The sequence below is a fragment of the Nonomuraea sp. NPDC001699 genome, from assembly GCF_053596455.1.
In genome coordinates, this window is the sequence record NZ_JBSFGF010000003.1 from 614,942 (window position 1) to 627,322 (window position 12,381).

Consider the following 12,381-nt stretch of genomic DNA (forward strand, 5'->3'; position numbering starts at 1 on the left):
AGATCGTCCCGGGGCGGCCGGACGGGCCCGCGATCGAACCGTGCCGCTAGGAACTCGCTAGGATCGGGACGACACGAGCCTGGCCGGGTGGGGGATGGTGAGCGAGCACACGCAACGCGGCGGGCGCCTGCGCGGGTCGTTCGCCGCGCTGTCGCGCCTGAACCGGGTGGGTGACATCCCGGTCGTGGTCATGCTGGCCTGGGCCGGGTGGCTGGCCGTCCCGTGGTCGTTCAGCGGTCTCGCCCAGGCCAGAGCGGCCGCGGCGGCCGCCGCGGCCGACACCGAACCCCCGCCCTCGGCCCACACCGCCGACACCGCCCCACCACCGCACACCCTCGCCTTCGAGGCCGCGGCACCGCCATACGCCCTCGACACCGCGCCGCCGTACACGCTCACCCCGGAGGACGGGGCGCCGCCGTACACGGTGGCCGGTGGCGCGGCTCCGGTTCGTGGGCCCCGGCCGGGTGCGGCGTGGGGGATTCCGGCGCCTGCCGTACCCCATCCCGCGGCCACCGTCCGTCCCGGCCAGGCCGTCGCGGACGGCGACGCCTTCGTGGCGGGCGCGTGCCTGCTTCCGGGCCGCACGACCGCCGGTCCCGGCGCGTCCGACGCCGTGCCCGGTGGGGTGGGGGTCGTGGCGGCCGAGCGGGCGCGGATCGCCGGGGAGGTGCACGACGCCGCCGGTCACGGGCTGGCCGCCATCGCCATGCAGGCCGGGCTCGCGCTCGTCGCCCTCGACGACGACCCCGAGCAGGCGCGGGCCTCGCTCCGGGCGATCAGGGAGACCAGCACCACCGCCCTCGCCCACCTGCGCGCCGCGCTCGACGGCATCGACCCGCCGGCCGCCGACCTGCCCGGCCTCATCGCGGGCGTACGGGCCGCCGGGCTGCCCGTCGACGTCGAGCCGGCCGACCCCGCCGTGCCCGCCCACCTCAAGGGCGCCGTCTACCGGGTGGTCCGCGAGTCCCTCACCAACGTGCTCCGGCACGCCGGGCCGACCAGGGCGTCGGTGCGTCTGGCGCACGACCCCCGCGCGTTCGTGCTGGAGGTCGCCGACCGCGGCGCGGGCTGGAACGGCGCGGACGAGGGCCGCGGGCTGGCCGGGATGCGCGCCCACGTCACCGAGGCGGGCGGCCGGTTCACCGCCGGGCCCCGCGAGGGCGGCGGCTTCCAGGTGACCGCCCGCTTCCCCCGGCCCACGGCATGACCACCCACACCCCCCACGGCCCGGCCCCGGACACCCCCGACCCCGCCTCCGGGCAGCCGGTGATCACGAACGCCCCACGACCCGCTTCGGAGAGCCCGTGATCAGGGACGCACACCACCCCACTTCCGGTGAGCCGGTGATCAGGGTGGCGGTCGCGGATGATCAGGCCGTGGTGCGGATGGGGTTGCGGGCGCTGCTGGAGCGGGAGCCCGGCATGGAGTGCGTGGGCGAGGCGGCCGACGGCGCGGCGGCACTCGACCTGATCCGCCGCGCCCGTCCCGACGTGCTGCTGCTCGACATCCGCATGCCCGGCACCGACGGCCTGGCCACGCTGCGCGCCGTGGCCGCCGACCCCACGCTGGGCGGCACCCGGATCGTGGTGGTGACCACGTTCGCCGTCGACGAGTACGTCTTCGCCGCCCTCCAGGCCGGGGCGAGCGGTTTCCTGCTCAAGGACAGCGCGCCCGACGAGCTGGTCAACGCCGTGCGGGTGGTGGCCGCGGGCGAGGCGCTGCTGTCGCCGTCCATCACCAGGAAGGTCATCGGCCTGTTCGGCCGCAGCGGCGCCGAGCCCGTCGAGGGCCTGGACACGCTCACCCCGCGCGAGCGCGAGCTGGTGGCGTGGGTGGCGACGGGCCGGTCCAACGACGAGATCGCCGGCGAGCTGGTGATCAGCCCCGACACCGTGCGCACCCACGTCAGCCGGGCCATGGTCAAGCTGCGCGCCCGCGACCGGGCCCAGCTCGTGGTGTTCGCCATGCGGGCCGGCCTCGCACTGCCGACCTGAGCGGCATCGGGCAGGGCGGCATCGGGCAGGGCCGGGGGCTACCTGAGGAAGCCCTCGTAGTTGCGCTGCTGGAGCTGGGCCTCGATCTGCTTGACCGTGTCCAGCCCCACGCCGACCATGATGAGCACGCTCGTCCCGCCGAACGGGAAGTTCTGCTGGGTGCCGGGGTCGCGCAGGATCGCGAACGCCACCAGCGGCAGCAGCGCCAGCACGCCGAGGTAGACGGCTCCGGGCGCGGTCAGCCGCGACAGCACGTACGCCAGGTAGCGGGCCGTCGGCACGCCCGGCCGGATCCCCGGTACGAACCCCCCGAACCGCCGCATGTTGTCGGCCACCTCGACGGGATTGAAGGTGATCGAGACGTAGAAGTAGGCGAAGGAGACGATCAGCAGCACGTACACGGTCATGTAGAGCGGATGGGTGCCGGCGGTCAGGTTGCGCGAGACCCACGCGCCCGCCTCCGCGCCGAGCAGCGGCGCGGCCAGTGTCGGCACGTAGAGCAGCGACGAGGTGAAGATCACCGGTACGATCCCCGCCTGGTTGACCTTGAGCGGGATGTACGTGCTGCTCCCCCCGTACATGCGCCGCCCCACCATGCGCTTGGCGTACTGGACGGGCACCCGCCGCTGTGCCTGCTCGACGAACACCACCGCCGCCACCAGGCACAGCCCGGCCGCCAGCATCACCCCGAACCCGAACGGCGTGAGCACGAAGATCTTCGCCATGTACCCCGGGAACACCGCCACGACCTGCGTGAACATCAGGATCGACATGCCGTTCCCGATCCCCCGGTCGGTGATCAGCTCGCCCATCCACATCACCACGCAGGTGCCCGCGACCATCGTCGTCACGATCACAGACACCGCGAAGAGCCCCTGGTCGCGCAGCAGCGGACGGGCGCAGCCGGGCAGCAGGTTCCCCGAGCGGGCCATGGCGACGATGGTGGTGGCGTTCAGCACGGCGAGGCCGACGGTCATGTATCGGGTGTACTGGGTGATCCGGGCCTGCCCGTTGGAGCCCTCCTTCCTGAGCGCGTCCAAGCGCGGCACCACGACGGCGAACAGCTGCATGATGATGCTGGCCGTGATGTAGGGCATGACGCCCAGCGCGAACACCGAGAGCTGGAGCATCGCGCCGCCGCTGAGCATCTGCATCATGTCGAAGACGCCGCCGCTCGCCGAGCCCACGCACTGCCGTACGGCCACGACGTCCACGCCGGGGGCGGGCATGATCTGGCCGAGGCGGAACAGCACGATCAGTCCCAGGGTGAACAGCAGTTTCCTGCGCAGTTCCGGCACCCGGAACGCTCTGGCGAAGACGGTCAGCATGAGCAGGAAGTCTGTCGGCGGGCGCGCCGGACGTCGTCCGTCCAGGCGAGGCACCCGTGTACGCAGATCCGCGTAGGTTGATCGCATGACGACCGTGTGGGTGATCAGCGGGCCGCCGGGGGCGGGCAAGTCCACGGTGGCGGCCGAGCTGCTGGCCCGCCTGTCGCCCGTGCCCGCGCTGCTCGACAAGGACACCGTCTACGGCGGGCTCGTCGCGGAGGTCCTGCGGGCGCACGGCCGCGACCAGGGCGAGCGCGAGGGCCCCTGGTACGACCGGCACGTCAAACGCCATGAGTACGAGGGCCTGACCAGGCTCGCCGCGCAGATCCGCGGCCACGGCTGCCCGGTGCTGCTCGACGGCCCGTTCACCACGCTGGTGCACGACGCGGCGCGCTGGACGCGGTGGGCCGGGGAGCTGGGCGGGCCGCCCGTACGCCTGCTGTGGGTGCGTTCGGACGGGCCGACGCTGCGTGCCCGGCTGGAGGCGCGCGGCCTGGGCAGGGACGCCGGCAAACTGGCCGCCTTCGCCGACTACCTGCGGAACGTCCGCGTGGACGAGCCGCCCGTCGTGCCGCACCTGGAGATCGACAACCGGCCGGGCGCGCCATCGGTCGGCGACCAGCTCACGGCGGCGGGTATACCGCCGCGAACACCGCCGGCAGCCGGGGGACGAGCCGGGTGAACCGCCCCTCCTCGTAGGAGGCGCCGGGCTCGTTGCTGAGCTGCTGGGAGACGAGCCCGGCGATCAGGCTCGCGGCCAGGGCGAGCCCGTCCTCACCCGCGGCGTCGGCACGCAGCTCACCGCGCTCGACGGCGGCCCTGATCAGGACGGCGAAGTGCTCGTGGACGGCCAGCGCGGGCGCGTACGCCTCGGGCGAGGGCGCGAACCCCGGCACCGGCCGCCAGAACATCAGCTGGGCCAGCACCTGGTTCTCCATGATCCAACGCGCCCCGGCCTCCAGGGACGGGCCCATGGCCGCCAGCCCCGGCTCGTGCGGCTCGGCCCCCCGCCGCACGGCCTCCAGGTAGCCCTCCTGCCCGCGCCTGAACAGGGCGTCGTAGACCGCGTGCCGGGACGGGAAGTACTTGTACAGCGAGGGCGGCTGGATGCCGAGCCGCCTGGCCACGGTCGCCAGGCTCAGCCCGGCGACGCCCTCCTCCGCCATCACGTCGAGCGCGATGGCGAGGATCTCGGCCTGTGTCTCGGCTCGCCGTCGCGCTCGCCGGTCGGGAATGTCAGCCACGTGTATTAGCTTAAGCTATAGGTAGTAGCCAAAGCTATGGGAGGTGTGGCACGTGTCGCGCGACATCGAGCTGATCGGCCTGCGGCAGAACAACCTGAAGGACGTCACGCTGCGGCTGCCCAAGGAGCGGCTGACCGTGTTCACCGGTGTGTCGGGGTCGGGCAAGTCCTCGATCGTGTTCGGCACCGTCGCCACGGAGTCGCAGCGGCAGCTCAACGAGACCTTCAGCGCGTTCGTCAGGAACCGGCTGCCCAAGCACGAGCGCCCGCGCGCCGAGCACATGTCCGGCCTGACCGCGGCCGTGATCGTGGACCAGCGGCCGGTCGGCGGCGGCGCGCGCTCGACCGTGGGCACGATGACCGAGGTGCACGCGATCCTGCGGGTGCTGTTCTCCCGGCGCGGCGAGCCGTCGGCCGGGGCCGCGACGGCGTACTCGTTCAACGACCCGCAGGGCATGTGCCCGGTCTGCGACGGCCTGGGGAAGAAGGTGGAGGCCGACCTCGGCAGGCTGCTCGACGAGGAGCTGTCGCTGAACGAGGGCGCGATCCGGATGGCCCCGCCCGGGTCGTACGTGTGGCAGCTCTACGCCAGGTCCGGGCTGTTCGACCCCGACAAGCCGGTGCGCGCCTTCACGCCCGAGGAGCGCGACCTGCTGCTGTACGGCGGCGGCTTCAAGGTCAACCGGGGCGAGTACACCAACACCTACGAGGGCCTGGTCACCCGGTTCGAGCGCGTCCACCTCAAGCGCGACCTCGACCGGCTCGACAAGGCCGCGGCGCCGTACGTGCGCCAGGGCACGTGCCCGGAGTGCGGCGGCCGGCGGCTCAACGCGGCCGCGCTGGCCTCGCTCATCGGCGGGCTGTCCATCGCCGACCACTGCGCGATGGAGGTCACCGACCTCATCGGCGTGCTGGAGGGCCTGGACGACCCGGTGGCGGAGGCGGCGGTGGAGTCGTTGCGCAGGATCGACGCCATCGGGCTCGGCTACCTCAGCCTCGATCGGGAGACGCCGACGTTGTCGGGCGGCGAGGCGCAGCGGCTCAAGACCGTGCGGAACCTGGGCAGCAGCCTCACCGGCATGACGTACATCTTCGACGAGCCCAGCGTGGGGCTGCACCCGCGTGACGTCCACCTGCTCGGCGACCTGCTGGTGGAGCTGCGCGACAAGGGCAACACGGTGCTGGTCGTCGAGCACGACCGCGACCTGATCGAGCTGGCCGACCACGTGGTGGACATGGGGCCGGGCGCGGGCACGCGGGGCGGCCGGGTCGTGTTCGAGGGCACGGTGGCGGGGCTGGCGTCCGGCGACACGCTGACCGGCCGCATGATGCGGCGCGTCACAGGGCTCAAGGACGCCGTCCGTGCGCCGTCCGGCTGGCTGACCGTCGAGAGCGCGAACGCCCACAACCTCAAGGACGTCACCGTACGCGTGCCGCTCGGCGTGCTCACCGCGGTCACCGGCGTGGCGGGGTCGGGCAAGAGCACGCTGATGCGCCGGGAGCTGGTCGCCCGCCATCCGCACGTGGTGCTCATCGACCAGTCGGCCATCGGCGGGTCGCCGCGCTCGACGCCGGCGACGTACCTGGAGGCCATGGACCCCCTGCGCAAGCTGTTCGCCGACGCCAACGGGGTGCGGCCGGGGCTGTTCAGCTTCAACTCGGCCGGCGCGTGCCCGGTGTGCAAGGGCCGCGGCGAGATCCGGACGGACCTGGCGTTCATGGACCCGGTGACCCGCGTGTGCGACGCCTGCGGGGGCAGCCGGTACAGCGAGGAGGCGCTGTCGTACACGGTGGCGGGCCGCACGATCGCGGAGGTGCTGGCGATGACGGCCGAGGAGGCCACGGGGCTGTTCGACCTGCCCGGCATCGGCGGGCTCGGCGCGCTGGGGCTCGGCTACCTGACGCTCGGGCAGCCGCTCAGCACGCTGTCCGGCGGGGAGCGGCAGCGGCTGAAGCTGGCGCACCGGATGCGCGAGCGCGGCCAGGTGTACGTCTTCGACGAGCCGACGACCGGGCTGCACATGGCCGACGTCGACACGCTGCTGGCCCTGCTCGACCGGCTGGTGGACGAGGGCGACACGGTCGTCGTCGTCGAGCACGACCTCGACGTGGTCAAGCACGCCGACTGGGTCATCGACCTCGGCCCCGAGGCGGGCCGGCACGGCGGCGAGGTGATCTTCGAGGGCACTCCGGCCGAACTGACCGAAGCATCCACCTATACCGCGAAATATCTGATCAAGTCACTCGATAGTCGTCATCCCGGGCGTCCAGCACGGCCATGTGGCCCGGCAGGTGGCCGATCGCGTACTCCACGCCGCTCGCCATGACCGCCGCCTGCGGCGTCACCCCGCAGGCCCAGAACAGCGGCACCTCGCCGGGCCGCACCTCCACCGGGTCCCCGAAGTCGGGCCGGTCCAGGTCGAGGACGCCGATCGCGGCCGGGTCGCCGACGTGCACCGGCGAGCCGTGCACCCGCGGATACCTGCCGGTCACCTCGACAGCGGTCTCCACCAGCTCCTCCGGGACCGGCCGCATCGAGACGACGAGCGGGCCCGACAGCGTGGCGGTGGACTCGCACGGCACGTTCGTGCGGTACATCGGCACGTTCCGGCCCTGTTCCAGGTGCCGTACCGGGACCCCGGCGGCCAGCAGCGCCCCCTCGAAGGTGAAGCTGCAGCCGATGAGGAACGGCACGAGGTCCGCCCGCCACCGGCCGGTCACCTCGTCCAGGTCGGCCACCGGCTCGCCGCCCAGGTAGAGGCGGTAGCCGGGCAGGTCGGTCCGCAGGTCGCCGCGGAACAGGGTGGTCGACCAGGCGCCCGGCTCGCCCACGTCCAGGACGGGGCAGGCCTTGGGGTTGCGGTGGGCGAACAGCAGCAGCTCGTACCGCAGCCGGGCGGGCACGGCGATCAGGTTGGCCTGCGTCCAGCCGCGGCACCAGCCCGCCGTGGGCACCCGTTCACCGGCGCGGAAGCGCGCCCGCGCCTGCGCTGGGCTCAAGGTGGCGACGTCCACCCTTCGACACTATGGCGGCCGGTGCACGCGGTCCACCACGCGGCTATCGCGGTGTTTTCCGGGTAGCGGGCCGGTTGTGCGATTAGACGTCAACCTCCTCGACTACCTCCTCATCGCGGTCTACTTCGCCACCGTGCTCGCGATCGGGTTCGCCGCCCGCCGCCGGATCAGCTCCAGCCTCGACTTCTTCCTCGCGGGCCGGGGGCTGCCCGCCTGGATCACCGGGCTGGCGTTCGTGTCGGCCAACCTGGGCGCGATCGAGATCCTCGGCATGGCGGCCAACGGCGCCCAGTACGGCGCGATGACCGTGCACTACTACTGGATCGGCGCCGTCCCCGCGATGGTGTTCCTCGGCATCGTCATGATGCCCTTCTACTACCGCTCGAAGGTGCGCAGCGTCCCGGAGTTCCTGCGCAGGCGCTTCAACGGCGCCACCCAGCTGCTGAACGCCCTCATGTTCGCGGTCGCGCAGATCCTCATCGCCGGCGTGAACCTGTACGCGCTCGCCCTGGTCATGGAGGCCCTGCTCGGCTGGCCGCTACCGGTGTCGGTGGTCGTCTCGGCGCTGATCGTGCTCTCCTACATCACGCTCGGCGGCCTGTCCTCGGCGATCTACAACGAGGTGCTGCAGTTCTTCGTGATCCTCGCCGGGCTGATCCCGCTGACCGTGCTCGGCCTGATCAAGGTCGGCGGCGTGTCCGGCCTGTTCGACAAGGTGCGCCGGAGCGCGCTCGGCGAGGGCGGCCTGCACACCTGGGCCGGGACCGCGGGCTCCAACCCGATGCAGGCCCACTGGATCGGGATCGTCTTCGGCCTGGGGTTCGTGCTCTCCTTCGGCTACTGGACGACGAACTTCGCCGAGGTGCAGCGCGCCCTGTCGGCCAGGAACACCAACGCGGCCCGGATGACGCCGATCATCGCGGCCTTCCCCAAGCTGTTCATCCCGCTGGTCACGGTGCTGCCGGGGATGATCGCGCTGGTGCTCTTCGGCGACCTGGGCAAGGGCCAGGACTACAACGACGCGATCCCGCTGCTCATGCGCGACCTGCTGCCGAACGGCGTGCTCGGCGTCGCGGTGACCGGGCTGCTGGCCTCGTTCATGGCGGGGATGGCAGCCAACATCAGCGGGTTCAACACGGTGTTCACCAACGACATCTGGCAGGCGCACGTACGGCCCGGCCGGCCGGACGTCCACTACCTGAAGGTGGGACGCGTGGCGACCGTCGCCGGGGTGGCGCTCGGCGTGGGCACGGCGTTCATCGCGGCCGGCTACTCCAACATCATGAACTACCTGCAGGCGTTGTTCAGCTTCTTCAACGCGCCGCTGTTCGCGACGTTCGTCGTCGGGCTGTTCTGGCGGCGGATGACGCCGTGGGCCGGGTTCTGGGGGCTGCTGGCGGGGACGGCCAGCGCCTTCGCGTCGTACTTCGCGTACAAGGCCGGGGTGGTGAACTTCGGCACCGAGCTGAACGCCAGCTTCTGGGGCGCGGGCGTGGCCTTCGTGGTGGACGTGCTGGTGTCGGTGATCGTCACGCTGGTCACCACGCCCAAGCCGGAGGCGGAACTGCGCGGCCTGGTGTACGGCCTGAGCGCCGTGGACCTGGAGGACGACGCCCTCGCCGGCGACCGGCGCTGGTACCGCTCGCCGGTGCTGCTCGGCACCGGCGCCGTCATTCTGGCCGCCCTCTTGTACGGAGTGATCCTGTGAGTGACATCCGGATGGTGATCGGCGGGCTGTTCCTGCTGTACGGGGTGATCCTGATCGTGGCGGGGGTGCTCGGGGACGTGGTCAATCTGTGGACGGGGCTTCCGATGGCCGTCTTCGGCGCCGCCTTCGTCGCCTGGGCCCGCATCCGCCCGATCTGACCCTCCGAACCCCTCCCCTGCCCGAGGCCCCTCTGAGCCCCCTCCGGGCCCGTGCGGGGGCCGGTCCGGGGCCCGGCACGGCCCCGGCGCCCGACCTCAGCGTCAGTACTCGACCTCGAAGGTGTGGGGACCGAGGCCGTACCCGTCGCCACGCGGGACGACGTACCCCTGGCCCGCGAGGGTGGCCAGGCTTTCGCGCACCTCGTCCCCCTCCAGGCCGGTCGCCCGGATCACCGCCTCCAGGCCGGCCACGCCGTCGGACTCGATCGCCTGCGAGGCCACCGCCTCGTAGACGTGGATGTCGACGTCCGACAGTTCCTGCACGTCATGCCCCTCGGACATCAACGTTGCCTCGCCCCCTCCCGCAGCCGGGCCGGATCGACCTCGCGGTCGGGGAACCTGCGAAGGTATTCTGCCTCTAGCTCATTGGTACGGGAAGTGTGACGTGCCAGAGCATCGTCTGATCCATGGAAGAATGTGTCACTACGAGTGGCATGGAGTTGCCGCAGCTCGCGTACCACATCCTCGTCGCTGAGCTGGGCCGGATCTATTCCCATCGTCGTCATGGGTTCCCCCTACCCCAGACACCCCCGACAATATCTGTCACAATTCCTGACATATAGCCATTGTTTGGGAGCGATTCGTCGCCTTACCTTCCCGTTATGGACCTCGAGCTCAGGCACCTCAGGATCGTCCGCGCGGTAGCGGACGCGGGAAGTGTGAGCAAGGCCGCGTCCCTGCTCGGGCTGGCGCAGCCGGCCCTCACCGCCCAGCTCAAACGTATCGAGAGGGTGCTCGGCGGCGCCCTGTTCGAACGTGACCGTCACGGGGCCCGGCCCACGCGACTCGGCGAGCTGGTTCTCGCGCGGGCGCGCGTGCTGCTCCCCGCGGCAAAGGAACTGCAGGACGAAGCCGTACGATTCGCCCACACCCCCTCCCCCGGCTTCCGCATCGGCGCCACCAACGGCCCGATACTCGGCGGCCTGGTCGACCGGCTGGCCGCGGAGCGCACGGTCACCACGTTCACGTCCTGGTCAACGCACGAGCTGATCAACATGGTCGAGCTCGGCCGCCTCGACTACGTGCTGACCGGCGCCTGCGGCGACTCCGGCACCCCCACGGGAACACTCCTGTGGGAGACGATCAGCCTCGACCCGGTCTTCTGCCTCGTCGGCGAGGACCATCCGCTCGCCAAGGAGAAGGAGGTGGAGCTGGCCGACCTGGCCGGCGAACAATGGGCGGTCACGCCCGGCGACGGCTGCTTCGCCGACTGCTTCGCCATGGCGTGCGCACGGGCCGGCTTCACCCCCGAGACGATCTACGAGACGGACGTGCCGACCTGCACCCACCTCGCCCAGGTGGGCCGCGCCGTGGTGCTCTGCCAGGCGACCCACCAGGCCCTGCCCGGGCTGGTCATGGTCCCGCTCTCCGGCGCGCCGCTGCGCTGGCGGCAGCTCCTCGGCCGCCACCCCACCGCCCCCGACGCCACCTGGGTCGTCGCCCAGGCCAAACAGGCGCACACCGAGGCCGTACGTCGCAGTCCGGTCTACTCCGATTGGCTCGTACGCAACCCGGCGTACGGCACCGCTCCATAACACCCTGATAGGAGTGAAGTAGTACTCCTCGCCCCCCAGGCCCGCCGTTAACGTGGCGTGGCGACACCCCCGGCGGCAAGGAGACAACCAGCTCGACCCACCGGCGCTGATCGCGAACGCGATCGGCGCATCAGCCATGTCCACCGAACGCCGCCGACGTACGCCCAGAAGAGCCCCGGCGCCCTGGCGACCCCGCCGACACCCACGTCCACCTCATCGACGAGCCCACCTCCGATCGGGCCCCCGCACCCCGGCCCCCGGGGACCCACCTCCAGGCGAGGCACTACTCCACCTGGTACTCCCACCCCTCCTGCCACGCGAACGGCGCATCCACCAGATCCTCCAGCGGAGTCCCCTCCAGCAGGTTCTGCAACGCCCACCGATTGGCCGAATGGGACACCACCAGCACCGTGGCCCCCTGCCACTCCTCCCGCAGCTCCCCCAGGAATGCGGCCGTCTCCGCCACGACCTGCCGATAACTCTGCCCACCAGGCCAAGGCGCGTCGATGTGCCCCCTGCGCAGGGCCGCGACCTCGCTCACGGGCCGCCCGTTGTAACTGCCGTAGTCGCACTCCCGGAGCCGCGCGTCGAGCCGGACCTCCTTCCCACCCCCGAACGCCACCTCCACCGTCTCGACCGCCCTGCGCAGATCGGAGCAGTAGACGACGTCCACTCCCCGCCTCCGCATCCCGAGCTCGGCGGCCAGCTCCCGCCCCCGCTCGGACAACTCCCCGGGAAGCCACCCGGTGGCAACCCCGATCTCGTTGTCCACAGTGATGGAATGGGTCTCGTACACCACTTTGACCGCCATGACGGCACCGTACCTCCGCCCTCAAGCCCCCTCATTCCGCCCACAGCAAACACGACCCGTAACCGAGACCCGAATATGATCGACACGACTCCACCAACCTTGCCGGGCATGGAATGATGTCCGCGGGACACCGTCCCCGTCCGGCCGTGCGACACCCGGATCCGATGCTCTAGCCTTGACATGCGCGAGCCTCACCAAGATCCACCCGCCGCACACCGCACGCCACAACTGAATCCAGGGGCGGTAGCTCAGCCGGTCAGAGCATCGGACTCATAATCCGTGGGTCGTGGGTTCAAGTCCCACCCGCCCTACTCTCCAAAAACGCGTCCGACCTGGGGTTTCTCGGTTCTCGACGGCCTCGGATCGCGTTGTTGATCATGGCTGGTTGCTCGATGGTTGCTCTTGTGTGCGGAACGTGTATCGCGGTAGATCATTTAGACCGCCACCGTCAGCTCAGACCCCAGAGATGGCCATCCGAAGATTAAGTGGGAAGGTCTGGACAGCACCGCTGGTCAGTGGTGTGGTGTGT

At 71.2% G+C, this 12,381-nt stretch carries 13 protein-coding genes and 1 tRNA gene; 8 read left to right on the forward strand and 6 right to left on the reverse strand.

All coding sequences use genetic code 11. The annotated features are described in order from the left end of the window. Positions 1 to 94 precede the first annotated feature (94 nt). Both ACWCSU_RS13070 and ACWCSU_RS13075 read left to right on the forward strand, forming a co-directional pair. Positions 95 to 1,207, forward strand: coding sequence for a histidine kinase (locus ACWCSU_RS13070; protein WP_449935054.1), 1,113 nt, complete (start codon positions 95 to 97; stop codon positions 1,205 to 1,207). Positions 1,208 to 1,304: 97 nt separating this feature from the next. Next, the gene (locus ACWCSU_RS13075; RefSeq protein ID WP_449935055.1) at positions 1,305 to 1,994 is read left to right on the forward strand and encodes a response regulator transcription factor; all 690 of its coding nucleotides are present in this window, start codon (positions 1,305 to 1,307) and stop codon (positions 1,992 to 1,994) included. A 38-nt stretch (positions 1,995 to 2,032) separates the two neighbouring features. Here the strand turns inward: ACWCSU_RS13075 and secY are convergent, their stop codons facing one another. Then, positions 2,033 to 3,322: a preprotein translocase subunit SecY gene (secY, locus tag ACWCSU_RS13080; RefSeq protein ID WP_357700914.1), complete on the reverse strand. Its 1,290-nt coding sequence runs from the start codon at positions 3,320 to 3,322 to the stop codon at positions 2,033 to 2,035. An 85-nt stretch (positions 3,323 to 3,407) separates the two neighbouring features. On the opposite strand from secY, the gene ACWCSU_RS13085 reads away from it, so the two are divergent. Next, positions 3,408 to 4,004, forward strand: a complete 597-nt coding sequence (locus tag ACWCSU_RS13085) for an AAA family ATPase (RefSeq protein WP_449935056.1) — start codon at positions 3,408 to 3,410, stop codon at positions 4,002 to 4,004. On the opposite strand, the gene ACWCSU_RS13090 is transcribed toward ACWCSU_RS13085, so the two are convergent. Next, entirely contained in the window at positions 3,946 to 4,566 is a 621-nt protein-coding gene (locus ACWCSU_RS13090; protein WP_357700918.1) for a TetR/AcrR family transcriptional regulator, read from the reverse strand. The genes ACWCSU_RS13085 and ACWCSU_RS13090 overlap by 59 nt on opposite strands. A 52-nt stretch (positions 4,567 to 4,618) precedes the next feature. On the opposite strand from ACWCSU_RS13090, the gene ACWCSU_RS13095 reads away from it, so the two are divergent. Next, positions 4,619 to 6,892 (forward strand): excinuclease ABC subunit UvrA, encoded by a 2,274-nt coding sequence (locus ACWCSU_RS13095; RefSeq protein ID WP_449935057.1) that lies wholly within the window; start codon positions 4,619 to 4,621, stop codon positions 6,890 to 6,892. Here the strand turns inward: ACWCSU_RS13095 and ACWCSU_RS13100 are convergent. Beyond that, positions 6,801 to 7,580, reverse strand: a complete 780-nt coding sequence (locus tag ACWCSU_RS13100; RefSeq protein ID WP_357700922.1) for a putative hydro-lyase — start codon at positions 7,578 to 7,580, stop codon at positions 6,801 to 6,803. The two genes, ACWCSU_RS13095 and ACWCSU_RS13100, sit on opposite strands and share 92 nt — an antisense overlap. Before the next feature lie 76 nt (positions 7,581 to 7,656). Here ACWCSU_RS13100 and ACWCSU_RS13105 point away from each other — a divergent pair, with 76 nt between their 5' ends. Both ACWCSU_RS13105 and ACWCSU_RS13110 read left to right on the forward strand, forming a co-directional pair. Beyond that, positions 7,657 to 9,288: a sodium:solute symporter family protein gene (locus ACWCSU_RS13105; RefSeq protein WP_449935058.1), complete on the forward strand. Its 1,632-nt coding sequence runs from the start codon at positions 7,657 to 7,659 to the stop codon at positions 9,286 to 9,288. Further along, on the forward strand, positions 9,285 to 9,446 hold the full coding sequence (locus ACWCSU_RS13110; protein WP_357700926.1) for a hypothetical protein: 162 nt from the start codon (positions 9,285 to 9,287) through the stop codon (positions 9,444 to 9,446). The genes ACWCSU_RS13105 and ACWCSU_RS13110 overlap by 4 nt, the downstream gene beginning before the upstream one ends. A 102-nt stretch (positions 9,447 to 9,548) precedes the next feature. Here the strand turns inward: ACWCSU_RS13110 and ACWCSU_RS13115 are convergent, their stop codons facing one another. Together ACWCSU_RS13115 and ACWCSU_RS13120 are read right to left on the reverse strand one after the other, a co-directional pair. Then, complete coding sequence (locus ACWCSU_RS13115; RefSeq protein WP_397038750.1) at positions 9,549 to 9,770, reverse strand: hypothetical protein; 222 nt, start codon at positions 9,768 to 9,770, stop codon at positions 9,549 to 9,551. 17 nt (positions 9,771 to 9,787) lie between these two features. Further along, on the reverse strand, positions 9,788 to 10,012 hold the full coding sequence (locus tag ACWCSU_RS13120) for a DUF6158 family protein (protein ID WP_125631040.1): 225 nt from the start codon (positions 10,010 to 10,012) through the stop codon (positions 9,788 to 9,790). 96 nt (positions 10,013 to 10,108) lie between these two features. Between ACWCSU_RS13120 and ACWCSU_RS13125 the strand changes: the two genes are divergently transcribed. Then, positions 10,109 to 11,041 (forward strand): LysR family transcriptional regulator, encoded by a 933-nt coding sequence (locus ACWCSU_RS13125; protein WP_449935059.1) that lies wholly within the window; start codon positions 10,109 to 10,111, stop codon positions 11,039 to 11,041. A 283-nt stretch (positions 11,042 to 11,324) separates the two neighbouring features. On the opposite strand, the gene ACWCSU_RS13130 is transcribed toward ACWCSU_RS13125, so the two are convergent. Beyond that, positions 11,325 to 11,852, reverse strand: a complete 528-nt coding sequence (locus tag ACWCSU_RS13130) for a histidine phosphatase family protein (protein WP_449935060.1) — start codon at positions 11,850 to 11,852, stop codon at positions 11,325 to 11,327. A gap of 237 nt (positions 11,853 to 12,089) precedes the next feature. Between ACWCSU_RS13130 and ACWCSU_RS13135 the strand changes: the two genes are divergently transcribed. Beyond that, positions 12,090 to 12,163: transfer RNA gene (locus ACWCSU_RS13135), tRNA-Ile, on the forward strand. The last annotated feature ends 218 nt before the right edge of the window (positions 12,164 to 12,381 follow it).

Excerpts from the sequence above, each read along its gene's own strand:
- ACWCSU_RS13070 (WP_449935054.1), top strand. The coding sequence starts at position 95 with ATGGTGAGCGAGCACACGCAACGCGGCGGGCGCCTGCGCGGGTCGTTC.
- secY (WP_357700914.1), bottom strand. The coding sequence starts at position 3,322 with ATGCTGACCGTCTTCGCCAGAGCGTTCCGGGTGCCGGAACTGCGCAGG.
- ACWCSU_RS13085 (WP_449935056.1), top strand. The coding sequence starts at position 3,408 with ATGACGACCGTGTGGGTGATCAGCGGGCCGCCGGGGGCGGGCAAGTCC.
- ACWCSU_RS13120 (WP_125631040.1), bottom strand. The coding sequence starts at position 10,012 with ATGACGACGATGGGAATAGATCCGGCCCAGCTCAGCGACGAGGATGTG.
- ACWCSU_RS13125 (WP_449935059.1), top strand. The coding sequence starts at position 10,109 with ATGGACCTCGAGCTCAGGCACCTCAGGATCGTCCGCGCGGTAGCGGAC.
- ACWCSU_RS13130 (WP_449935060.1), bottom strand. The coding sequence starts at position 11,852 with ATGGCGGTCAAAGTGGTGTACGAGACCCATTCCATCACTGTGGACAAC.